At 60.2% G+C, this 24,509-nt stretch carries 16 protein-coding genes and 1 other RNA gene; 9 read left to right on the top strand and 8 right to left on the bottom strand.

Features of this window, described 5'->3' with window-relative positions; translation table 11 throughout:
* Window positions 1-13: 13 nt before the first annotated feature.
* The 3 genes from rnpB (at window position 14) to Enr13x_RS07445 (ending at window position 4,279) form a co-directional block, all read left to right on the top strand.
* Window positions 14-435, top strand: an RNA gene (rnpB, locus tag Enr13x_RS07455) — RNase P RNA component class A.
* A 77-nt stretch (window positions 436-512) separates the two neighbouring features.
* On the top strand, window positions 513-1,124 hold the full coding sequence (locus Enr13x_RS07450) for a tetratricopeptide repeat protein (RefSeq protein ID WP_145385418.1): 612 nt from the start codon (window positions 513-515) through the stop codon (window positions 1,122-1,124).
* A gap of 506 nt (window positions 1,125-1,630) precedes the next feature.
* Window positions 1,631-4,279 (top strand): ATP-dependent Clp protease ATP-binding subunit, encoded by a 2,649-nt coding sequence (locus Enr13x_RS07445; RefSeq protein WP_145385417.1) that lies wholly within the window; start codon window positions 1,631-1,633, stop codon window positions 4,277-4,279.
* 525 nt (window positions 4,280-4,804) lie between these two features.
* On the opposite strand, the gene Enr13x_RS07440 is transcribed toward Enr13x_RS07445, so the two are convergent.
* The 5 genes from Enr13x_RS07440 to Enr13x_RS07420 form a co-directional block, all read right to left on the bottom strand.
* Window positions 4,805-5,719 (bottom strand): glycosyltransferase family protein, encoded by a 915-nt coding sequence (locus Enr13x_RS07440; RefSeq protein ID WP_145385416.1) that lies wholly within the window; start codon window positions 5,717-5,719, stop codon window positions 4,805-4,807.
* Between the two features lie 158 nt (window positions 5,720-5,877).
* The gene (locus tag Enr13x_RS07435) at window positions 5,878-6,444 is read right to left on the bottom strand and encodes a thioredoxin family protein (RefSeq protein ID WP_145385415.1); all 567 of its coding nucleotides are present in this window, start codon (window positions 6,442-6,444) and stop codon (window positions 5,878-5,880) included.
* Between the two features lie 3 nt (window positions 6,445-6,447).
* Window positions 6,448-7,764 (bottom strand): citrate synthase, encoded by a 1,317-nt coding sequence (locus tag Enr13x_RS07430; protein ID WP_145385414.1) that lies wholly within the window; start codon window positions 7,762-7,764, stop codon window positions 6,448-6,450.
* A gap of 161 nt (window positions 7,765-7,925) precedes the next feature.
* Window positions 7,926-10,469 carry a hypothetical protein gene (locus Enr13x_RS07425; protein ID WP_145385413.1) on the bottom strand — a complete coding sequence of 848 codons (2,544 nt, stop codon included), beginning with the start codon at window positions 10,467-10,469 and terminating at the stop codon, window positions 7,926-7,928.
* 263 nt (window positions 10,470-10,732) lie between these two features.
* Window positions 10,733-11,311, bottom strand: a complete 579-nt coding sequence (locus Enr13x_RS07420) for a PDZ domain-containing protein (protein WP_145385412.1) — start codon at window positions 11,309-11,311, stop codon at window positions 10,733-10,735.
* A gap of 216 nt (window positions 11,312-11,527) precedes the next feature.
* Between Enr13x_RS07420 and Enr13x_RS07415 the strand changes: the two genes are divergently transcribed.
* The 4 genes from Enr13x_RS07415 (at window position 11,528) to Enr13x_RS07400 (ending at window position 15,083) form a co-directional block, all read left to right on the top strand.
* Window positions 11,528-12,931 carry a Na+/H+ antiporter NhaA gene (locus tag Enr13x_RS07415; RefSeq protein ID WP_197455859.1) on the top strand — a complete coding sequence of 468 codons (1,404 nt, stop codon included), beginning with the start codon at window positions 11,528-11,530 and terminating at the stop codon, window positions 12,929-12,931.
* A gap of 39 nt (window positions 12,932-12,970) precedes the next feature.
* Window positions 12,971-14,032, top strand: coding sequence for an LOG family protein (locus Enr13x_RS07410; protein WP_145385410.1), 1,062 nt, complete (start codon window positions 12,971-12,973; stop codon window positions 14,030-14,032).
* A gap of 481 nt (window positions 14,033-14,513) precedes the next feature.
* On the top strand, window positions 14,514-14,756 hold the full coding sequence (locus tag Enr13x_RS07405) for a ribbon-helix-helix domain-containing protein (RefSeq protein ID WP_145385409.1): 243 nt from the start codon (window positions 14,514-14,516) through the stop codon (window positions 14,754-14,756).
* On the top strand, window positions 14,757-15,083 hold the full coding sequence (locus Enr13x_RS07400; RefSeq protein ID WP_145385408.1) for a type II toxin-antitoxin system RelE/ParE family toxin: 327 nt from the start codon (window positions 14,757-14,759) through the stop codon (window positions 15,081-15,083).
* Between the two features lie 1,122 nt (window positions 15,084-16,205).
* Here Enr13x_RS07400 and Enr13x_RS07395 read toward each other — a convergent pair.
* Window positions 16,206-16,658: a hypothetical protein gene (locus Enr13x_RS07395; RefSeq protein ID WP_145385407.1), complete on the bottom strand. Its 453-nt coding sequence runs from the start codon at window positions 16,656-16,658 to the stop codon at window positions 16,206-16,208.
* Window positions 16,659-17,399: 741 nt separating this feature from the next.
* Window positions 17,400-17,924 carry a four helix bundle protein gene (locus Enr13x_RS07390; protein ID WP_145385406.1) on the bottom strand — a complete coding sequence of 175 codons (525 nt, stop codon included), beginning with the start codon at window positions 17,922-17,924 and terminating at the stop codon, window positions 17,400-17,402.
* A 572-nt stretch (window positions 17,925-18,496) separates the two neighbouring features.
* On the opposite strand from Enr13x_RS07390, the gene Enr13x_RS07385 reads away from it, so the two are divergent.
* A complete protein-coding gene (locus Enr13x_RS07385) occupies window positions 18,497-19,948 on the top strand; it encodes a Gfo/Idh/MocA family protein (RefSeq protein WP_145385405.1) in 1,452 nt (483 codons plus the stop codon).
* Between the two features lie 16 nt (window positions 19,949-19,964).
* Complete coding sequence (locus tag Enr13x_RS07380; protein WP_145385404.1) at window positions 19,965-22,871, top strand: ATP-binding protein; 2,907 nt, start codon at window positions 19,965-19,967, stop codon at window positions 22,869-22,871.
* On the opposite strand, the gene Enr13x_RS07375 is transcribed toward Enr13x_RS07380, so the two are convergent.
* Window positions 22,858-24,447: an ABC transporter permease gene (locus tag Enr13x_RS07375; RefSeq protein ID WP_231744145.1), complete on the bottom strand. Its 1,590-nt coding sequence runs from the start codon at window positions 24,445-24,447 to the stop codon at window positions 22,858-22,860. The genes Enr13x_RS07380 and Enr13x_RS07375 overlap by 14 nt on opposite strands.
* Window positions 24,448-24,509: the final 62 nt, after the last annotated feature.

Genomic DNA, 24,509 nt, shown 5'->3' with positions numbered 1-24,509 from the left:
GCAGTTCGAATGATCAGAGGGCGGGGCGATCGCTCGTCGGTTTTTGGACCGGCGGGAGGAAAGTCCGGGCTCCGCAGGACAGGATGGTCGATAACGTCGACCGGCCGTGAGGCCAGGGAAAGTGCAACAGAGAGTAGACCGCCGAACGGTCCGCGAGGGTTCGTCCCTGGCGGATGCGTGGTGAGGGTGAAACGGTGCGGTAAGAGCGCACCAGCGATCGGGGTGACTCGATCGGCTCGGTAAACCCCATCCGGAGCTAGACCAAACAGGGTGCAGAAGCGGTCCGCTTCGCGATCGACATCCGGGTAGGTCGCAATGGAGGCGACGAGCAATCGTCGTGCACAGATAAATGGTCGCCACCATCGGCGCCGCCGGGCTCTGGTCCGGCAAGGCGTTCGATCGGTACAGAACCCGGCTTACAAGCCCTCTGGTCGTTCGCGTTCTTGCGCTTCTCGGCTTGCGTTGGCGGCGACCGATCGCCTAGACATTCCAGGGCACTCTCTGAGAATGAAATGGAATTCCGCAACTATCTGACCTGTTTTTGGCCGGGGCTCAGCGAGCTTTGGTGGCGCGGTCGGTTGTCAGCGCTGCCGTTGGCGATCGGGTTCGGTATCGGCTTGAATTCACTGTTGATTCTCAAACACTTCTATCCGACCTGGTTGGACCCGTTGCTGGTCCGATCGGCCTGGTGGGTCGGCGTCTGCGTCTGGATCTGTTGGACGGTCAAAAGCATCCGCGAATTGCCAGCATTGATCAATCCGCGAGCGGTGACCGAAGCACCCGATCGTTTTGTCGAAGCCCAGGCGGCCTACCTGCGCGGCGACTGGGAGGCGACCGAACCGCTGTTGTTGGGGATTTTGGCGATCGAACCGCGTGACCCCCCGGCGTTGTTGATGTTGTCAAGTCTGTATCGTCATACAGGCAGAGTCACCAGTGCGGCGGTGCTGTTGGATGAGATGCGGCGGCTGGAGATTGCCGATCGATGGCAGATTGAGATGGATGCCGAGGCGGCTCGGATTGCTCGAGACGCCGAATCCGCAGGGGAAGCGGACGAGGAGGCAGAGGACGAGTCGGCCTCGGAGTTGCAGGGAGATGGCAATGCTGCCGATTTGACAGCGGCTTGAGTGGGATCAAGGGGGGGCACCTGCCGCGTGAAACGGTGCGATTGCATCCTTTCCCCGTGAAACCGACTACGTGACGACGGATGGTGGCCGGAGAAACGTAAAAATTTAAACCGCCTTTTTGCTTCAAATTCATGTTGGAAGGCGGTTGTTTCGCTGGGACTCCTATCCCCCAAAATTTACAAAACCGATAGAATCGAAGTGAGCCGGTTGATTGCCGGCGATCCCTTCCGCCGCTGTGTCCTCAAGCGGTCGTTGTGACTCGATCTCGCTTGGAATGGCGTACGGTTTGCTGATAAGGGACTGACGAGGAATCGAGACGAACGAATCGCCAAGTTGACAGTTCAGCTGTCAATCTGAGTTTTGAACAATGCAAGGCTGACGTGGTTACAAAAAGCGGGATTTGCATCCCCTTTGGACGCTTCGTCTGATTTGAATGGACCAACCCAGGTGTGTTCCCCCCACAGGGCGCAGACCTGGCAAAACCCGCCGGGTAACGAGACAAACAAATGTACGAACGATTTACCGACCGCGCTCGCAAAGTGATGCAACTGGCTAACCAGGAAGCACAGCGTTTCAACCACGAATACATCGGGACCGAGCATATTTTGCTCGGCCTGGTCAAAGAAGGCAGTGGGGTGGCCGCCAATGTGCTGAAAAACCTGGACGTCGATCTCCGCAAGATCCGTTTGGAGGTCGAGAAATTGGTCCAGAGCGGCCCCGAGATGGTGACCGTCGGAAAGTTGCCACAAACGCCGCGGGCGAAGAAGGTGATCGAGTATTCCATGGAGGAGGCTCGGAATCTGAATCACAGCTACGTCGGCACCGAGCACATCTTGCTCGGTCTGCTGCGAGAACAAGAAGGCGTCGCCGCACAAGTCCTGATGAACCTGGGGCTGAAGCTGGAAGACGTCCGCGAAGAAGTGCTCAATTTGCTCGGCCATGGACTCGAGGGTGCGGAAGTCGGCGAACGCGGCGGACGCGGCAGCGAAGAAGGCAGTTCCGGCAGTGCGTCGGGCAAGAGCGGCAAGAGCAAGACGCCCGCACTGGACAGCTTCGGCCGCGACCTGACCGAATTGGCTCGCAAGGGCGAACTGGATCCGGTCATCGGGCGGGAACGCGAAATCGAACGCGCCATCCAAATCCTCTGCCGCCGGACCAAGAACAATCCCGTGCTGCTCGGCGAGGCCGGCGTCGGCAAGACGGCGATCGTCGAAGGATTCGCCCAAAAGGTGATCGAGGGCGAAGTCCCCGAGATCCTGGCCGAAAAACGAATCGTGGTCCTCGACCTGGCGATGATGGTTGCCGGCACCAAGTATCGCGGGCAATTCGAAGAACGCATCAAAGCGGTCATGACCGAAGTCCGCCGCGTCAAGAACACGATCTTGTTCATCGACGAACTCCACACCCTGGTCGGTGCCGGTGGAGCCGAAGGCGCCATCGACGCCGCCAACGTGCTCAAGCCAGCCCTCGCCCGCGGCGAGATCCAGTGCATCGGTGCGACCACGCTGGACGAGTACCGAAAGTACATCGAAAAAGACAACGCGCTGGCGCGACGGTTCCAAGAGATCATCGTCGAACCGACCGGCAAGCAAGAAACCGTCGCGATCCTGAAAGGGCTGCGTGAACGCTACGAAGAACACCACCGCGTGCAAATCACCGACGACGCCGTGGTCTCGGCCGTCGAGATGAGCGAGCGCTACATCACCGCCCGATGCCTGCCCGACAAGGCGATCGACGTGATCGACGAAGCCGGTGCACGCGTTCGGTTGCGCACGATGACCCGTCCGCCGGATCTGAAAGAAATCGACGAAGAAGTCGAACAGCTGAACAAGGAAAAGGAAGACGCGGTCGCCAACCAGGATTTCGAGAAAGCGGCCAACCTCCGCGATCAGGCCGAAAAGCTTCGCAAGAAGAAAGACCAGATCACCCAGGACTGGCGTGAGAAGAGCCAGCAAACCGACGGCGTCGTCGACGAAGAAGTGATCGCCGAAGTGGTCAGCAAGATGACCGGCATCCCGTTGACCCGACTGTCGACCGAAGACAGCTTGCGACTGATGCGGATGGAAGAAGAACTGCACAAGCGAGTCGTCAGCCAAGACCTGGCGGTTTCGGCCGTTGCCAAAGCCGTTCGCCGAAGCCGCAGTGGTTTGAAGGATCCGCGACGCCCGACCGGCTCGTTCATCTTCGCCGGACCCACCGGGGTCGGGAAAACCCTGCTCGCCAAAGCGCTCGCCGAATACATGTTCGGTGACAGCGACGCGCTCGTGCACATCGACATGAGCGAGTACATGGAGAAACACAACGTCAGCCGTTTGATCGGGGCACCTCCCGGATTCGTCGGGTACGAAGAAGGCGGTCAGTTGACCGAGAAAATTCGACGCCGCCCCTACGCCGTGGTGCTGTTCGACGAAATCGAAAAGGCGCATCCCGATGTGTTCAACATGATGCTGCAGGTCATGGAAGAAGGCCGTTTGACCGACTCGTTCGGACGCAACGTCGACTTCCGCAACACGATCCTGATCATGACCACCAACGCCGGTGCCGAAGCGATCAAGAACGAGTCTGCGTTCGGATTCCAAAAGTCCGACAACGACGCCAGCTACGAATCCATGAAGACGCGTGTGATGGAACAGATCGAACGCGTGTTCCGGCCCGAGTTCTTGAACCGCCTGGATGACACGATCATCTTCCGCCACCTGACGCGAGTCGACTTGAAGCTGGTCATCGATTTCGAACTGTCCAAGGTTCGCGAACGCTTGCTCGACCGCGGATTGGCGCTGGAACTGCAAGACGAAGCGAAGGAGTTCTTGATCCGTCGCGGAACCGATTTGAATTACGGTGCACGTCCGCTGCGTCGTGCGATCGAACAACGAATCGAAGACCCGCTCAGCGAAGAACTGCTCCGCGGTGCATTCGAAGGCAAGGACACGATCGTGGTCAAAGGGATCCTGGAAAACTCCGACGGTGATTCCGTCGCCCCGGGCGACATGACCGTGACCGACGAGGGAAAGATGATCGACCCCGATGGCAAGAAGGTCAAAGTGGTTCGGCTCGAATTCCACGGCGAAACCCGCGGCCTGGCCGAGGAAAAAGAACAGCCCGTCAGCGCCTCCGTCGGCGAGTCCGAAGAAAACAAAGACGACTCGGGCAACTGATTCGTCGGCCAATTCGTCGGCCAACGCCTAAACGAAAAACGAAAAACGAAACCCCGCCGGCCATCGACCGGCGGGGTTTTTTCATTGCGCGATCGTTATTTCAACTTAGGATGCGCAACCCGAATGGCACGGGCATGCGTGCTGGTGTACAGGCTTCAGGGACCGTCCAGCTTAGGACGACTGGTTCTTGGAGTACGATGGCCCTTCCGGGCCGTCGTCCGGAGGGCTCGCCCCGACGACTTAGAAAGGACATCGTACAACGATTCGCCGACCGCATCACACTCAATCGACGAGACCATCAGGATCCGTTGCGTTCGCGTCGTCCCTAAACTGGACGGTCCCTTCAGGCAATTCTCCGTCGCTGCGGCGCAGCGACAAGGAATCGCCTAAAGGCTAGACACCAACGGTTGGTGAATCCCTGGATACCGATGCCCGTTTCCGATCAAATCCGCCACCCTGAGATGAGGTTGCAACGCAGCACTCCGGCACGCCGTGCAGGCCAACGTGCTGCTGGCACAGCCGGACCTACGCCGCATCCCGGTGGAGTTGCGTCTCGGCCGCAGGCAGGTTGATCACGTGGGCCGTGTCGTCGGCCGCTGGGACGCTGTCGGGGTCGATCGCGCGGCGGACCGCCGAAAGACTGTTTCGATAACGCATCATCCCGATCATCTCGCCCACGGAACTTGAACCCAGAAGCGCCTCGCGGAGCATCGCGCCCCTTCCGGGAGCAGGCTCGCCTGGCAGCACCCGATGGCGGATCGCACCCAGGCATTGGCCGCGGGCCATGTCCGAGTGATCGGGCGATTCGAGCGCGTCTTCCGCCTCAACGCGACAACCGTCTGCCGAGGCGAGTTTCCATCCGGCACGCTTCATCAAGCACCCCATCGCGTAGCTGACCGCGATCGGATCACTCATCGCCGGTGCGACGGCGTCAAGCAGATTGCCGAGCAGGTGGCGGCGGGCGAAAAACGCGTTCACAAAAAAACCACTGAGCGGCCCCGTGGGAACAAGCCCCGAGCGGCTCTGGCAGAATCGCCCGCCGGAATCCGCCCAATGGGCGCCTTCAACGGGACGGCCGGCCGGGTCGATCAAGGTCGGGGCGACGGCGCCGACCCGCGCGTTGTCAAATGGCTCCAAGGCGCGATCCAGCCAATCGGCCTGGGCTCGCATGCCGGTCCCCAGGACGTGCACAACCGGGGCCGACGTGACGCCAAATGCATCGCGCACCAAGTCGGTCAGGTTGGACGATCGGGCGGTGACAAAGCTGACTTCGTCGTTCAGCTCAAAGGGATCAGCATACGTCCCGTTGTGGACCGCAATGATCTGGCAATCATCCGTCTGATTTTCCAAAACACTGAGCAGCGTTTCCTCGAAAAGTTTCTCGTCACGCTGCAGCGGAATCACAATCGAGACGCGGGCGGGCCGCGGAAATTTCGGCACTGGAAGACTCCAGTAATGCGTAGGTGAACAGGGTCTGGAAAGAAAATCGGAGTTCTGAGCCGGCAATATTCAGTCGATCAGCCGGCTTGGGGAGCGGTTTCGGTGGCAAGAAGATGCCAACAGACGATTCGAAGCCTACAACCGGAAAGGTTTGACAATCAGTCCCCGTGCTTTTCGCGCAGACGCCCTGACAATCGCAGCATCAACTGGATGCGTTCGAATTCGGCCAGCCATTCGGCGGTGACGGCTTGGAGCAGGTCGACGTTGATGGCACCGATGCCCGTCGGGCAACTGGGGCCGAGCTGGGTGGCCGCCATGTGTCGATAGGTCGCCAGGGTGCGGTCGCCGTACCGCCCGCAGATGAAGTTGTCCTCGCTGAGAAACAAGACCGACGGGACGCGATGGCCGCCACAGGTCGAAATCGATTCGGCCAACTCGCTGTGTTCGTCTCGGTCGAAAAAACGCACGCGAATTTTTTCATTCGCGGCCGCGAAGTGATCGAACACCGGGCATTGATTGACGCAGTCGCCACACCAGGCACCGGCCGAGACGAGGACTTTCATCTCGCGGACGAATCCCGCCAGCAGATCGCGCTGGGGCTCGCTGAGGCGAACTTCCGCATGCACCGCACTCCAGCGGTTGCGCTGGGCCTCGTTGCCGTGCTTGGCCAAGAACGCATCATACGAGAGCCCTTGGTCGAACAGGGCGGCAAGGTCGAGTGGCATCGATTAGCGATTTTCGATCGGGACGACGGTGCGTTCGTTTTGCCCGGTGTAGATCTGCCGGGGACGATAGATGCGTTTTCCGGGCGTGGCGTGAAGCTCTTTCCAATGGGCGATCCAGCCGGGGAGCCGCCCGAGGGAGAACAGCACGGTAAACATCTGGACGGGGATCCCCATCGCCCGATAGATCACGCCGGAATAAAAGTCGACGTTCGGATAGAGCTTTCGTTCGACGAAGTACTCATCTTCCAGCGCCACGTCTTGCAATTCTTGGGCGACATGGAACAAGGGGTCGTCGATATTCAGTTTGGCGAGCAGTTTGTCGCAGCACGCCCGAATGATTTGGGCGCGGGGGTCAAAGTTCTTGTAGACGCGGTGGCCGAATCCCATCAGACGGAAGCTGCTGTTTTTGTCCTTGGCCATATCGACGTACTTTTTGACGTTCCCGCCATCGGCCGCGATTTTCTCCAGCATATTCACGCAAGCTTCATTGGCCCCCCCGTGCAGCGGCCCCCACAAGGCTCCGATGCCGGCGGAGATGGATGCGAACAGGTTGGCATTGCTGCTGCCGACCATCCGCACCGTCGACGTGCTGCAGTTTTGTTCGTGGTCGGCGTGAACGATCAACAGCAGGTTCAGGGCTTCGGCAAAGTCGGGGTCGACCAAGTGATCGTGGGCGGGCGTCGCGAACATCATGTGCAAGAAGTTTTCGCAGTAATCCAAATCATTGTTCGGATACATGAACGGCTGGCCGATCGACTTCTTGTACGCATAGGCAGCGATGGTCGGCAGTTTCGCGAGCAGTCGATAGATCGAGATTTCCACTTGATCCGGATCATCGACCTGCATCGAATCTTGATAAAACGTCGACAGCGCGCCGACGACGCTGCTGAGGATGGCCATCGGGTGGGCGTCACGCGGGAATCCGTTGTAGAACGACCGCATGTCCTCGTGGATCATCGTGTGGTGGCGAATCCCGCTGCGGAAATTGGCGGCTTCGGCCGGGCTCGGCAATTCGCCATGAATCAGCAGGTAGGCGACTTCGACGAAGTCACAGTGCTTGGCCAGGTCCTCGATCGGATAACCGCGATATCGCAGGATGCCTTTTTCGCCGTCGAGAAAGGTGACCGCGCTGCGGGTGCTGCCGGTGTTGACAAAACCTTCGTCCAGGGTGACCAGCCCGGTGGTACCGCGGAGCACGGAGATATCGATTCCGCGTTCCCCCTCGGAGCCTTCGACGACCGGAAGCTCGATCTCCTGGTCACCGTAAGTCAGACGAACCGTGCCGGCGTCTTGGGTTTCCAAATTAACGCTTGAACTCATCTCGTGATCCAGGAAATCTCGATGGGGCGAGGGCAGTGCAGTACGGGGGGCTTCGCAATGCGATTGGCGGGGTCCAGAATCGATCCGCGGCAGTCGCTGTGTCTACCGCAGGAGTGTACCCCGGTGTCACGCGATCGACAATTAGACTGTCAGTTAGACTGTCAGTGGTTCGGCAGAAGACTCGTTTTGATCGGCTCACAGCCTTTGCAGTAGGGGTGCCGATTCCGCAGTCGGTCGATCTCGCGGTGCAAGGCGTCGTCCGCGGTCACGTCGGGCAGACGTGCTTCCCAGGGCCGGCACTCGCGATTGAGCGGGCCGTTGAACAAATGGTTTTCCGTCCGCTCCCACTCGATTTGCTTTCGCATCGGATCGTCGTCGCTGTAGTGACCGCCTTGACACGGATCGATGATGTGGGGAATCAAGGCCACGATGATCTCGGTCCGCGCCCGCGAGGTCTCGCGGCGTTGAAAGAACTTTCCGACGTGCCGGACGTCACCGAGCCACGGCAGCTTTTTGATGACCACGCGGTCTTCTTCCTGGATCAATCCCCCCACGATCATGCCTTGGTGATTGTCCAGCATGACCGAGGTTTCCACTTCCCGCGTCGTTTCTTCGGGCAGCAAGGTGTCGGGATTGATTTCACCACTGCTGACTTTAGGTTTGACCTGGAGCAGGATTCGGTGATCGCGGCTGATCGTCGGCGTGACATTGAGCACGACGCCGGTGTCCAGATAGCGAACGTCCTGGATCGTTGACGTTTGCGTGACGGTGGCGACGGCGAAACCGAGCTGTTGGCCGACTTGGATCTTCGCGTTCTGGCCGTTGACCACCATCACCCGCGGCGTGGCCAATGTTTTGGCGTCGGTCGTCGTTTCCAGCACGGTCAGCAAGGCCTTCAAGTCGCTGCCGCTGATCTCACCAAAGTAAAACGGGTTGGTCGACGTGGCGATGTTATCGGTCAGCCGAAATCCACCGACACGAAAATCACCGCCGAAGATCGCTTCAAAATTGACGCCGTGCTCCATGTTGTCCTTTAGTTCGATCTCCATCACCCGCGCTTCGATCATCACCTGCAGCGGGGCCTGGTCGGCCTGCATCAAATACCGCTCCACCTGTTCCAGCACGTCGGGCGTGTCGACGACCACGATCGATTCGCGGCCTTTGCGATTATCCAGATCGTCCGCTTTGGAACTGTAGGCGCTGCCGATCGGTGACAGCAGCCCCGTGATCGTCGGCTCGACCACTTCCGCTCGAGCAAAGTCCAGCGGGAACACACGCAGTTCGCGCGATTCCCGGGGCAGATTGTCTTTCGGGTAAATCAGGATCACGTTGTCGTCACGCTGGATCGCCAGACCACACATCCGGGCGACGCTGGTGAGCGTTTGTTCGGGCGTCAGTCCACTGACATTGGCGGTCACCGAGCCGACGACATCGGGAGCGACCAGAATGTTCATGCCGTAACCTTTTGCCAGCATCTCCAACACCGTGCGGACATCGACATCGTCAACGCTGAGCGTGACGTCGTCCGTGTTTTGTGGCGTCGGCAGGGTTTCACGCCCGCCCATCGCGAAGGGCCATTGCGCCGCAACTTCCGCATCGGCCGCGGCGGCCGCAGGCGGCGCTGCCGCCACCGACGACCGAACGGGAGCAGGCTCGGTCGGAACAGGCTCGGTCGGAACTGCGGTCGCGACTGCGGCCGGAGCTGCGGGCGCGACTGCGGTCGGGGCTGCGGGCGCGAAAACGGGATCCGGGGGAATGGAATCCGGTCGAACCGGCGCCGGGATCGAATCATCCGGTTCGGGATTTGGATCGATCGGGGCCGAAACCACCATCGGTGCGGCCGCAGGCAGCGTCGCCGCAGGCAGCGTCGCCGCAGGCAGCGTCGCCGCAGGCAGCGTCGCCGCAAGCGGCGTACGCTGTGACCGCGGAGACGCCAACGCGACCGGAGGCGTGTCCGAGAGAAACGCGGAAAAACTTGCTTCCTCTGGGCTGTCGGTCGACCGTGCCGTTTCCGACTCGCGCCTGCCCAGCCGCTCCGTGTCGCGGGCCTGGCCGGATGGGTCGGCCGACGTTGCGAACGTCTGTTGGCTTGCCAGAGACTCGTCGACCACCACCGATTCCAGTGCCGGGCTGGCGGATCGCCCATCCGGCGTCAAGGCATGCGGGAGCGTGACAACCAGTGGGGCGTATCGGTTCGGACGCAACAAGGTCGCGATCTGGGCCGTGCCGCCGGCTTGGTGCGGGCCGTCCTCTCGAAAAGCCGTCACTCGAATCCGCCCGCCGGAGGCATCGTCACCGGCCGTCAACGGATCGATCACCGGCGATGCGTGACGCGGTGAATTGGCGTCGCGTCGCGCGATGGATTGACGCAACTTGATGCGGGCTTGCTCGGTTTCGATCATGGCCGTGTAAAGCGATTCCAACCGAGACGCTTTATCGATCCGGCCGAGCGCGTCCAGGTTTCCCAATGCGATCGCCGCGTCGACTTGCGATCGCGTCATGCGTTCCCGATACGAGGCGTCGCTGCCCCGGTCGATCGGTTCAGCCGACGCCAACCCCGACACCCCCATCGACGCCAACCCGATGATCAATCGCGCCAGCAGGGACCGGCATGCCGCCGACGGTCCTGCACGTTGCCCATCATCGCTCGCCGGCGAGGGGACAGGGTTGGCAGAACGTGCGGGAGATGAGTTTAATTTCAGCATCGGGTGGCTCGTTGACCGGGACCGTCAGGCTTGTCGCGACCACCGGTGTGAATCCGGCAGGGCCTCTTGTACCGTTCGCATCGGTCGATCCGGCTGTTGGGGTTGATCGGCACGTTCGGGAAGACGCGAAAGTGCGGGTGGTCCGGTCATTTGTCCCGCAGGATCAAAACGAACCGCAGCACCCGCAAACTCGCCGCAATCCATATAGCGTCCCCTCGCCGGCCATGTTCCACCGTTTGTGGTCCGATGGATTCGGTGGCCAATCAGTGCCCCAAGCATTCAAACAGCGTCTGCAACGTCACCCGCACCGGTTGAATCACGCCCGAGCCGCGGCGTTGGACCAGCAAACGGGTCTGCCGCGACGGGGCAGAATCCACGGCTTGGTCCAGGCGGATCAGTCGATCCCCCAGCCAGCCCACTTGTTGGCCGCCGACGGTCAGGATCCGGTCGCCCGCGACAAGCCCGCAACGCTGGGCAGCGCTGCCGGGCAGGACGTCGCTGACCACGCATCCGGCCGCCGTCGGCGTGGAACGAACGCCCAAGATCCAATGGCGCGACGCGTCGTCTCGGCCGTTTGAACCGCGCACCGGAGAGGTGGATTGACGGTTCGCCGGGGTGTGAAACTTTGCCGCACTGGATGGGTTCGCCGCGAGAGGATCGCCCCGATGGGTTTTTACCGTGCTCGCGACGGCGCTGGTTTTTGGATGCACCGCAGACAATTTCTCCATTCCCTGGTGGCCCGCTCCCTGGCCGAAAACGGTTGCCGAAAGCATGCCGACGACCAGGGCGACGGCAATCACCACGTAGCCCAACACCGGGTTTTCAAGCTGATCTTCGTTCATGGCACGGCCTCGCGTGGTTCTCGGGGTGGATTCAGGGTCGCAAAAAACGCGGTTCACCCAACCAAGCGGGCTGCCAGCAGCGATGTTACCGATTCACCTGGGGTCACCAAAAAGAAACACAATCGGTACCATTCCGCAGATTGGCGTCGGCGGCCATCCGGCAGAAAAGCCATCGCAGTCCACCCCTCCTATCCAAACCAGAGATTCGCACGGTCCATGTCCGGGCACGAAACTTCAAAGGGCGGCGTGATCCGCTTCCTGATCGACAATTCTCTCCTGCTGGTGATCGGGGCCGTTGCGGCTTTGATCTGGGCCAACCTGGCCGACCGAAGCGGCAGCTCCAGCTACCACGATTTCATTCATTACGACGTCCGAAATCTGTGGGGAGGTGGCGAACACCACTCCCCCACCCCCGTTTCGATCGACGCCAACGCCGCGTTGCCGCAGGCGGTGGAATCGGGGCAAGCCGCGTCGGCAGATGGCGCGACGACCGAGTCAACCGAGCACGGTGAAGGCGAACACGGTGATGAGAGCCATGCTGACAGCGGCCACCATTGGTATTCGCTCAGCTTTTTGATCAACGATGTGTTGATGGCACTGTTCTTTGCCATCGCGGCCAAAGAGGTTTGGGAATCGTTGTTGCCCGGCGGGGCGCTGTCCAATCCGCGAAAAGCGGCGACGCCGTTGCTGGCGACCTTTGGCGGCATTGTCGGTCCGGCGCTGTTTTATCTGGCCGGTGCCTACGCGACGGGAACCCAGGCCGAACTGGGACAGGGATGGGCGGTGCCGTGTGCGACCGATATCGCATTCAGTTACCTGGTGGCCCGATTGATTTTTGGCCCCGGGCACCCGGCGATCGCTTTCTTGCTGTTGCTGGCCATCGCCGACGATGCCGCCGGTTTGATGATTTTGGCGATCTTTTATCCGTCGGCGCCGATCGAACCGATTTGGTTGTTGTTGACCGCTGCGGCAATGGCGTTGGCCTGGCTGCTGCGAAAACTGAAGATTCATTCTCACTGGTTCTACATGTTGGGGCCCGGCGTGCTGTCGTGGTTTTCGTTCTACCTGGCGCACATTCACCCCGCGTTGGGTTTGGTGCCGATCATCCCGTTGCTTCCCAGCGCGGTGTCGGACCTGGGGATTTTCGCCAAGGAGGAGCTAAAGCGTGACGACACGCTGAATGAATTCGAGCACTTCTGGAAAACCCCCGTCGAATGTATTTTGGGGCTGTTCGGACTGGCCAATGCCGGCGTCGTGCTCAGCAGCGTCGGGACGGGGACTTGGCTGGTGTTGGCCGGACTGCTGGTCGGCAAGCCCGTCGGGATCACGGCGATGACGTTGCTGGCCGAAAAAGGGTTTCGGTTGCAGAAACCGGCCGGAATGGATTATCGCCATGTCGTCACACTCGGTATGGTTGCCGGCATCGGGTTCACGGTCGCGCTGTTCGTTTCGGTGGCCGCATTCAAGATTCCCGGGGCGACACAGGACTCGGTCAAGATGGGCGCGTTGCTCAGTTTCGGCGCCGCGCCACTGGCGATCCTGATCGCCAAACTGCTTTCGATTCGCCCTGACAGCGACGATGACGAAGAAGAAGAGACAGAAAGCAGCGCGGCCGCGTGAGCCGGCTACTGAGCCCCCCTGTTTGACGGACAAACGCAGATGCAACCCACTCCAACGGATCCGGAACGCTTGCCGCCCGAGGCGATCGGTGAATGCGAACTCGAACGGCCGCAACCGGCCGATGAACCGATCTCGTCGGTCCCCGAGGTCGAAAGCTCGGATCTGTTTGACGAGATGCGTTCGACGATTGCCAGACTGGAGAAAGACCGGACGTCCCGCGGTGATCTGAAAATCCTGTCCCGGACGCTGCTGGAACTGCGTTATGCCTTCAAGGTCTTTCGTCCCTACCGCCGCCGCCGCAAGGTGACGATTTTCGGCTCGGCCCGCACCCAACCCGATCACCCCGATTATCAGTCAGCGGTCCAACTGGGGCGGCGGATGGCCGAGCACGGCTGGATGGTGATCACCGGCGCCGGGGGCGGCATCATGGAAGCCGGCCACGTCGGTGCCGGCAAAGACGCGTCGATGGGGCTGAACATCATGCTGCCCTTTGAACAGGGCGCCAACGACGTGATCGAAGGCGACCCGAAACTGGTCACGATGAAGTATTTCTTCACGCGAAAATTGATGTTCGTCAAAGAATGCAGCTCCGTCGTCTGCTGCGCCGGTGGGTTCGGCACGCTGGACGAAGCCTTAGAAACGTTGACGCTGATGCAAACCGGAAAGCAAACGATGCTTCCGCTGGTGCTGCTGGATCATCCCCAAGGAAGTTACTGGAGCGATCTGGGCAAATTCATCGACAAACAATTGCTCGGCGGCGGCATGATCAGCCCCGACGACGTCGCGCTCTACCGGATCACCAATGATGTCGACGTGGCGATTGAAGAGATCCTCGGATTCTATCGCCGCTACCACAGCATGCGTTACGTCCGCGACCGCCTGGTTTTCCGGCTCAAGGAAAGCCTGTCGGAAGAGAAGATGGAAAAGATCCAGACCGAATATTCCGGCATCCTGGTCGACGGCTGCTTCAAACAATGCAAGGCCCTGGCCGAAGAAGCCGGCGAACCGGACCTGGCAGGTCTGCCGCGGTTGGTGTTCCACTTCAACCGCCGCAGCCTCGGCAAGCTGCGCAAGTTGATCAACGAAATCAACGCCGATTGAACGCCAGACAACTGCAATCGTCGTGTCGCAGGGCATGCAACGCCCAAGGCAAGTGCCCCCAACGGTCCGCTTCGGACTCGGCCTCCTTTGCACCTTCTTCTTCGCCTATCGCACGACCAGTCGTACCAATCGAAAAACCTTCACCCATCGCGGCGTCCGAGCTATCCCGGAGGGATTGCAGCGAGTAGCCGGAGGTCAGCGCAGCGCCACCTCCGGACCACGCCCCAATTCCGCCCCTCGACCCCGAACGGGGTCGCAGCAAATCCCGGCACCCCGCCGTGTCCAGCCTCTCGCTCAATGGCCCCCCAAAGACCGACCGGAAAATCGGTAGCGATCACTGTCGGCAAGCCGTTTTTCCGACCCACAGAACGCAGCAGGAAGGTAGGAAGATTTCGGGTAGGAAAATGCGAAAGGGATCGAGCCTAACTGAACGGCAGCCATGGTGTAGAATGAGGTGGTTCAAGTTCCCTGGGAGCAACAAATGTCTACGATCAGTGTCAATCTACCCGCCCCTGTAATGTCAGCAATCGCGGAACGCGCGAAGATCGGCGGCTATGAAGACGTCAACGAATTCGTATCGGAATTCATCCTGCGAATATCTGAGCGCCAGACCGAAGTAGAAAAGCTCGCGATCGAAGGATTGGAGAGTGGCCCAAGTGAGCCATGGAATGGAAATGAAATCGAAGCGATCCGTGCAGAGTTAAAATCAAAACACGGAACTTGAATGCCTGAACGCAAAGTGCCACACCGTAGGCGGCTTGCCATTGACGACATCGCCGGACACTCAAGATACATTGCCGAGTCAAATCTCGATTCAGCCCTGCGTATTCTGGATGCGATCGAAGCGACTGTCGAGATGTTGTGTCAGTATCCGGAAGCTGGCGGTGTGGTGCCAATTACACGTCCAGAAGCCAAAGGCCTTCGTGCCAAATTAGTGAACGGATTCGGCGACTATGTCGTTCTCTATTTCGTGACGGCGGAAACAATCGACATCACGCGAGTCATCCGAGGTGGGCAGGAGATCGACCAGATTGCGCTGCAAAGTAGATAACGCCTCGATCTTCCGTCGACGAACGAATTGCGATCGCCCCGCGCATGCGGAGGAACGGGGATCCATCGTGTGCCAGAGCGTTGTCGCCCCTCAGGTGGGCCGGCCAGAAAAGCGGATTAGAACGGATCCTGTCAGACGTCGCCAGTTTCTCAGCCCCAGGCGAACTCAAGCTCGATGCCGGGCAGTGGGGCCGACTCCGGTTCCTTTGCACTTTCTCGCTCACGTTTCGCACGACCAGTCGTACCAAGTGCGAAAACCCTCCACCCATTGCCGCGCCCAAGCTATCCCGGAGGGATTGCAGCGAGTAGCCGGAGGTCAGCGCAGCGCCACCTCCGGACCACGCCCTCGATCCTCCCCTCGACCCCGAACGGGGTCGCAGCAAATCCCGACACCCCGCCGTGTTCAGCCTCCCGCTCAATGGAACCCCAAAGACCGACCGGAAAATCGGTAGCGATCACTGCCGGCAAGTCGTTTTTCCGACCCACAGAACGCAGCAGGAAGGTAGGAAAATGCGAGACAGATCGAGCGAGTGGGATAGGCTTCCAGCCTGTCATTCCAGCGTCGACAGGCTGGAAGCCTATCCCACTTGTTTCCCGTGCGGTGCAAACCGCGTCTTGATCTCAGTGGTGCACTTCAAACATCCCAAGACGCTCGACTCCCAAGCAACGGCGTGAGCGTGTGCAGCGTCGGATTCGTCTTTGGATTCCTCAGGAAACCATTCGACCTCGTTGCCATAGGTGATGGAGTCTGGATGGAAAATGGCACAACAAACTCATCGAGGACCTCCGATTGGCTGGAATGGCCGATCGAACGGTCTACGGTTACGTTCGAGACGATGATCAATCTGCATTTGACCGAGACGGCCGAAGCGGATTCGCGAAAGATCATCAACGAGTTGTTTGCCGGTAGTAAGAAGTCTGGCCGGTCGATGCTCACGATGGCTGAGGCGACGGATTTCACCGTCGCCGATGCACTGCGAACGTTTGCCCCCGGTTACATCGCCAAGTACCACCAACGCATGCCGCCCCATCACCGCACGGTGCTGGGGCTGATCACGCGTTGCAAAACAGGGAACAGAGAGAGACACCGCTCGTCATTCACGCGATGTCAAATTCTTATTGGTTATTCGCCGTCATCATGTTCCACCGGCAGAGATCGCGGACCAGGGAACCTGACCGAATAACTACCATCGGAGTGGAACGTCACCTTGCTGCAACTCGCCATAAAGTAGGTTGGCCGACCAAAGCGGTCTCTCGCAATCAACCTAAGATCGATTTCCGGCACCTTTTTTGTCTCCAAGTCGACGGCGACCGTCAGACGCACTCCTTCATCAATTAGGTAAAGGTGTCTGCCATACAAAGGTTCCGAGCGTGATTGTCGCGGCATATACCCTACTGCCTGATCTTCTTCAACGCGTTTTGCACCGACGCTCTTCAATACCGATTTAGCCGTATCAAACTCCATTCCAATGCGAAGCCCCTTCTCTGCTACAGGCGTGGGTGGCTCTCCCTTTGCGATTGAGCTTAAAATCAGAGCAACGTTGGCGGCGGCAATCCAAGTAAAAGCCTGACGCACGATGCAGTCTCCGTTCTTCAATGCAAATAACGGCGGTGGTCACCACGTCGGCGCGATCGACCAGAACTCAAAAATCAACTCAACTCGGCGACTGCGGTGCACACATGATGCGCGCGTCCGGCCATGACGACAGCCCGAGCCGACGTCGCTGGTTGCCAATGTACTCGATCGGAATGGCCTGGGAAAATTTCACTCCCCTTGCTGTACCGACTTTTTTCTGGAGTCGGGATGAAGCCTGGAGGGCTGGCACAATGCTTGCCGGTGGTGTCAGCCACCGGTATCGGAAGATACAGATTTGCTGAGGCCTGGAAGGCCGGCACAATGGGTCTCCCGGGCCACTCGAAGCCCGGGCATTGTGTCGGCCCGCTGGGCCTTGGGTATTCCTTTGAATCCACCCCCGGTGGCTGATGCCACCGGCAAACACTCTACCGGCCCTCCGGGCCTAAGACACATCGCCCCGCCAGCCAAATCCGCTCCATGGATCCCTTTGGATTCGGCAAACACGGAGCAGTCTCCATTTCGGGTGTCGGTTTGTTTTCGTCGGTCGAGTCGACCGCGCACCTATCCAACCGAGACATTAAATGCGAATCCCAGGAAACAGAGCTCTGACAAAATCCGGTGGGTGTCCTTCCGGTCACGGTCCAACGACGGCGAATCAATTGCCACAAAAAACGCGAGAAGACACAAAAGAAAAAGTGGACGCTGTCGTCAGGCGTCGGTCCGCAGCGCGAACGGTTGAATTCACCGAGGATGCGCGGTGGACAATGATTTGGAGAAAAACGGCGCCGCGTCCTTTGGTGCAATTCTTGGTTCTGGCTTCCGGCCTTCATCGTACTTGTACTCGTACTCAGCATCGCGGTACTCGTACTCGACTCCAGCATTGTACTCCGCCGGTAGTTCGGCGACGGTCGCCGAACGCGCTATCAGCCGAGTCAACATGGAGACGATCCGATGGAGCAATCGTTTCAAGTCTGCGTGGGATCCAGCGTTTAGTCCGTCCGTTGCAGCGAGAACATTCTGAATCGCAACACATTCGAGCGCCGACCCACGAGCGATGTCCAGAAAACGACTCCGATCCTTCAGGCTGCGTTTTCCGTTCCCTTCGGCGATGTTGAGCGGAATCGATTGAGCGGCACGAAGCCACTGATCCCGAGCGTGTCGATGGCAACCGTTGAGATCCTTGGCAAGCGAGAACGATGATGCGACATAATCGATCGAGAGGCGATAAACGTCGAGTCGATCGTGGTCGAAGATTGGTTCGGTCATTGGTGACCCGATTCGAGTAGGAGTACAAGTACCGGCTGGCGCCTGAGCACGAGTACGATGTCACTTCGTGCCAGAACTTGTTTATCACCTGGTCTCGCAGGCCGGGTGGACAAGAATGGGGCGGCATGATCCCCGGCTCGGCGATAAGTGTTCTTCGAATTATCCTGGTTTCTCAAAGGACCGCAACCACACAGGGGGCGACCAAGCAGCTCCACAGAGGCCGTCTCTATTGCAGGAGCATGCGAGCAAGGATTCGTTGGGGGGAGGTGCGTCGGCTGGGGACACGCATTGGCGGTGGGGTGCGGCGGGCGAGAAAACCGGAGGGGCGCTGTTTTTGCACCAACCGCTGGCATGGTTTTGTGGTGCCGGTGGCGAATGGAATTGATTTACGGGGTCGATGCATTCGGTTTCAGCCGATCTCCGGGAAACCCCGGTCGATTTATCGGCACGGGCTGCCAGCGACCGGGCCGCAGCGGTTATCATATCGCGACGACGATCCGCCCCTGATCACCGTCGTTGCCCCGCCGCACGACCGTGACTCCTCCTCTTGAATTTTGCAGAGTGAACTCCAGATGACCAGACTAACCCGCCGCCAGTTTGTCGGTTCGACCGCGTCCGCCGCCGCCGCAGTTGCGGTGACGTCCTCGCTTCCCGGCCGCAGCTTGCGGGCCGCCAACGCCAACGACGAAATCAACCTCGGATTCATCAGCTGCGGCGGACGTGCCGGCGGGCTGATGGGGCAATTCGGGAAAGTCGAGGGCGTCAACATCGCCGGGCTGTGCGACGTCGACGAAAATCGATTGGGGGCGGCCAAACAACGGTTCCCCAAAGCCCAGGGCTGGGCGGATCTGCGCGAGCTGATCGATTCCCCCTCGATCGATGCCGTGGTCATCGCGACGTGCAACCACTGGCACTGTTTGGCTGCGATCTGGGCGATGGAAGCCGGCAAGGACGTGTACGTCGAAAAACCGCTGTCGCACAGCCAGTGGGAAGGCCGTCAGACGGTCGCGGCGGCACGCAAGTACAACAAGATTTGCCAAATCGGAACGCAGCAGCGCAGCGACCCGATGCAGGCCGAAATCAAGCGGTTCTTGCACGAAGAAAAGGCGCTCGGGGAAATTCAAGCCGCGCGGGTCAATCGCTACGGCGTCCGCCCCTCGATCGGCAAACGTGACACGCCGCTGGAAATCGAAAAGAACGTCGCCTACGACCTGTGGCTGGGACCGGCCGCCGATGAGCCCCTCTACCGCGAAAAACTGCACTACGATTGGCACTGGGATTGGAACACCGGCAGCGGCGAAATGGGCAACTGGGGCGTCCACGTTCTGGACGATTGTCGCAACAACATTTTCCAAGACAGCGTGGCGCTGCCCCGACGAGTCCTGGGCGGCGGCGGTCGAGTCGTCTTTAACGACGCGGGTGAAACGCCCAACGTGCACTTCGCCTATTTCGATACCGGATCGATCCCGGTGGTGATCGGGCTGAGCAACTTGCCGTCCCAGCCCGGCGGCAGAAAAAGCCCCTCGCATCCGGGCCCTGCCAGCGGCTACATGGCGTTCTGCGAAGGCGGCCGTTTCGAGGGCCAGCGCGGTCGCGCCGCAGCGTACGACAATGACGGGAAAAAGATCAAAGAATTCAAAGGGAATGGTGACGTTCTGCATCAACAGAACTTTATCGATGCCGTCCGTGCCCGAGACCGCAGCCTGCTGAACGCCGAAGTCGCCGTCGGCAACGACAGCACCGGGTGGTGCAATTTGGCCAACGTCGCGTTCCAGGCGGGCGAGAGCTTTAGCCGTGAACTGGCCGGCGAGGTCAAGCTGGACCAGTGGGACGCGTTGCTGGGCGAAATGGATGAACATCTCGCCGCGCATGACCTGAAACTCGACAGCCGCGAGATCAAACTCAGCCCGCTGTTGTCGCTGGATCCGCAGACGGAACAGTTTGTCGGCTCCGACGCCGACGTCGCCAACGGGTTGCTCCGTCGCCAGTATCGCAAGGGCTACGAAGTTCCCGAGATCGTTTAACCGGGACTTGCCTGCCATGCCGTCCGCACCGATGGATCGACCCGTTTTGTTCGGCACCTTGACGGTGACGTGTCTGGCGATGGCGATTTTCGCCGCCGAGCAGGGACTGGCCGCCGAGCAGGGACTGGCCGCCGAGCAGGGACTGGCCGCCGAGCAGGGACTGGCCGCCGAGCAGGGACTGGCCGCCGAGCAGGGACTGGCCGCCGAGCAGGGACTGGCCGCCGAGCAGGGGCTGGCCGCCGCGCAGGGCCTGGTCGCCGCGCAGGATCGTGTCGGCGGCCAGATCGACGATTCATCCGGCGACGTCATCGGCAGCCTGTTGGATTTAAAACGGCACTATGGGCGAACGGACGTCGAAACGGTTCCGGTCGATTTTGAGGTCTGGGTCAACTACTGGGACGTGCGTGACCGAGCCGTGTTTGTGCGGGATCAACACAGCGCGATCTACCTGTCCGTTCCGTTCGTCCATTTCGAGCGTCACAGTCGACTGCGGCCCGGCACTCGCATCCGTGTGGTGGGGCGGTTGGTCGTGGACGGCCATTTTGTGCAGGTCGAAACGATCGAAGTCTCCGAGGTCGTCGAGCCTGTCGAAGCGCAATCGTTTCGCATCGAAGACCTGACCCTCGGCAGTCGCTGGTCGCATCGGGTCAAGACAACCGGCACGGTGCAGGAGGTCGCACGTTTCGGTGACCTCTGGATCGCTTCCTGCTCGTCGGGTGACACCTCGTTTCTGGTTCACCGCTTCGAAGAGAACGCCGTCTTTGAATGGACCCGGTGGATCGGTAGCGAAGTGGCGATCGAAGGGACGTTGATCTGCGAGATGGATGCTGACAAACAGCCGAGTCGTTATGTCGTGGAGATGAACGAATTCGATCCCCCGCTGCAGCCCCTTCGGCAAGTGGGTGAGACCGATCCGGTCGCCGGCACCGAGGTCAGGACGATCGAGCAGCTTCGCACCGCCGGCTCGCTCGTCGGGGGGCTGTATCGGACCAGCGGTCAAATCACATCGGTGGCGGTGGGCGAAGGCTACTTGATTGAATCCGAGGGCACGGGGATTTTTATCGACACCGCGATGGCCCGCGGAGATGCGGTGGGGCACTTGGTGGATGTGACACTGCGCCGCCGGGGGGCGAACGCCTTCCAAGCCATCTCGCTTCACTCCAGGGCCTTTCAGACCGTTCCGCCGCCGCAGCGTGACGAGGCTCAATCCGTTGAACTGTCGCTGCTTCCCTACCGTGCGACGATCGAAGCCGATTTCATCTTTTCACTCAGCCAGGACGACGAGCGAATCATCATGCTCCGTGACGGCGAGACGGAATTCGCGGCGACCCTGAAGGTTGACGATGCGACCTGGCAGGATCTGTCGTTGGAGAACGTGCGTCGTGTCGCGGTCACGGGAATGGTTTCCGCGGCGCCGCCCGGGATCACCGAGCTGGAGCAAGATTTTTCCCCCGAGTTCATCGTCGAACTCGAGGGGACCGGTGGAGTGCAGGTCCTTTCGCGTTGGTGGCAATTGTCACGTTCGGCAGGGATCTCGGCACTGGCGTTGATCGCGGTCGTGGGGATGGTGGGCATGCTCTGCTTTGCCACGCTGTGGCTGAGGTTGCAGCGGACGGTGCGAACCAACCGACGGCTGGAGTCTCAGTTGATGGAGAGTCAGAAAATGGACGCGCTCGGTCGACTCGCCGGCGGCGTCGCACACGATTTCAACAACCTGCTCGCCGCGATCGCATCGAACTTGGAATTGATCGACATCGGGGGATCCCGTGACGAAGACCAGCCCGGACACTGTCTGGCGTCCGCCCGCCGCTGCACCGCACAGGCGACCAAGCTGGTCCGCTCGCTGCTCGGCTTCACCCGCCAGACCAATCTTGACTTGCAAGTCGGTCATCTCAATGAGGTCGTCGAAGAGGCGGTGTTGCTGGCCAAGACGTCGCTGTCACCCGACGTGGTCGTGACCATGCAATTGAGCCCGCGGCTGCCACCGTGTCGGTTTGACCATGCTCAATTGGAGCAGGTGTTGCTGAATCTTTTGTTCAATGCGCACGACGCCTTGGGCCGGCAAACCGGAACGATCGTCTTGCAGACCGATCGCTTCGTCGACGCCGAGGGGGCGGAGTATGCACGTGCCCGAGTGCGCGATGATGGCCACGGTATGGACCACGAAACCCGGGCCCGTGTCTTCGAGCCGTTCTTCACCACCAAGAAAGTCGGTGAAGGCACCGGATTGGGGCTGGCACTTTCTTATGGCGTGATCAACCAACACGGCGGATCGATTGATTGCCAAAGCGAGCGGGGCCAGGGGAGTGTCTTCACGATCCTGTTGCCGGCTGCGGCGGAGGCGCCGGCTGCGGCTGCTGCTGCGCCGGCTGCTGCGGCTGCGGCGGCTGCGGCGGCGGTCGAGACACAGCGTGACGCCACCACGCCCCTGAATCCAACCGCGACCCGTTTTCCCACACCCACCGAAGAGCCTGTCGAACGTGTCGCGTTGCTCCGCATCGACGATGTCGAGCGGGCGATCTTGCTGGTTGACGATGACGACGAGGTGCGTCGCGTGGCCAAGTTGAGTCTCGAAGCGATCGGCCACCGCGTGACGGATGTTTCCAGAGGCCGCGAGGCGATCGCGAGGGTCCAGCGGGGGGAGGCCTTTGACGTGGTCATCTTGGACTTGATGATGCCCGATCTCTCCGGGGCGGAAACCTTTCGACAACTCAAGTCGATTTGCCCGGACCTGCCGATCATCGTTTGCAGCGGCCTGTTGATCGAGATCGAAAAACTCAAACAGGTCTCCGGCAGGAAGCCCGATGCGAGTTTGTCCAAGCCGTTTCAATTGGCCGATCTGCAACACAGCTTGCGGCAAGTCTGCCCGGCGCCGCGCTGCAGGCCAGACGCATTGCAAGCCGACCCCGTTAGCGGCGGCTGAGCTCTTCCTGAACCCGCTGTGGCGTGGCGATGCGGCGTGGACGCGTCGTCTGCCATGCGGCAAAAAACGAAAGCAACGACAGGCAAACGGCGGCGCCGACGATCTGCCCGACAACGCCCGGCGGTAGCCTTCGCTCCACCGCCGTCGCCATCGTGAATGCCCAATTGGTGACCTGCCAGGTCGAATCGTAGGTAAGCGGTTGATAGTCGTTGTAGTGCAGTTGCAACGAATACGGGACCAGCGCGGCCATCACGGCAACGACAATCAAGGCGGCCAAGCCGATTTCGACGCGGGGATTGTTGCGCAATCGGACCGCGAACATGACCACTCGAACGGCAACCAGAAAACTGATCAGATACGCCGGGTACAGAATCGCCGGCACCCCCAACAGCAGTCGCAACTGACGCCGCATCGAACCGCCGACGTTGGCCGTTCGAAGCACCCAGTCCAACGACACATATTGGATCGACGCCAGAATCGAGATTCCGATGATGGCGAAGACCAGTCCGGTCGTCGGCCCCGGTGTCAGCCAGGTCAAACACAATCGCCCCAGAAAACTGCTCGGCAATTCTCGTCGGATACGCGGTGTGATGGTCGAACGCTCACCCACCATCAACGCACCGCAGAAGGTCCACAGTCCGGCGATCACGAACAATCCGCCGATGTAGACCGGCAGTCCGTCATCGCCCAGCACGAGCATGGCCGCGGCAATCGTGGCGACGCAGATCGTCGTCAGCACGAGCAGCGACAGACGCAGCGACGTGGAACGGTTCTCCGTTTCCGGTGTCAATTGAGCCGCCGTGGCGGTCAACAACAAATGCCCCAACGATCCCGACAGCGCAAACGTCGCCAGCACCGTGAACAACAACGCCGGCGCCGAGAGCGGATTGCCGTACAGGATCATCCCGACGACCATCGAGCTGATGCCGTATTCGGCAAGCACGAGGATAAAGATCAGGACCAACATCGTCGCCACGCGTCCGGACCGACCGCGCGCCAACGGCGCAAAGAACAATCCGACCACCGTCAGCAGCAATCCGGTCACCGCCAACGATGCGACGATCAGCAGCGTCGTCGGCAAATCCACGCCACGCAAGGAATACGCGTAGGCCAGACAGGGAAACAAGGTGACAAAATACAGCACCATCTGCAGCGAAGCACTTGCCAATTTCCCCATCACGATCTGCCAGGGAGACAGGGCGGTGATCGACAACAACTCCAGCGTCCCGTCGTCGATCTCGCTCTCCAAGGAACGATACGCCGCCAACGGCACGACCATCATCATCGGCAGCGCCAACACCGCGTAATAGCCGATCATCATCCGTGGCGCCGACGGCGTCGTGTAGATCCGTGGCATCAACGACAGGCTGCCCGCAATGGTCCACGCCAACGCCGCAAACAGGATCATGGAAAACGTCACGACGAACTGCCGACTCTTGAGCGACTGTCGCGTCTCCTTGACCAAGATCGGATTGATCGCATCACCCACGCGCTCGCACCACCGATCCAGCCGGCCAAGCCAATCCGCCCCCGAGTCGGCAGGCGTGCTCTCGATCGTGTGCTCTATCGTCGCCATCGGAAAATTCAGGGAGGAGGAGTGGGAAATGGCAGAAAAATGGGGGGCAGAAAAATCAGGAA

The sequence above is a fragment of the Stieleria neptunia genome (assembly GCF_007754155.1).
GTDB classification, from domain to species: Bacteria; Planctomycetota; Planctomycetia; order Pirellulales; family Pirellulaceae; genus Stieleria; species Stieleria neptunia.
Note: the sequence above shows the minus strand (reverse complement) of the source record. Positions and strands in the feature narration are given on the sequence as shown.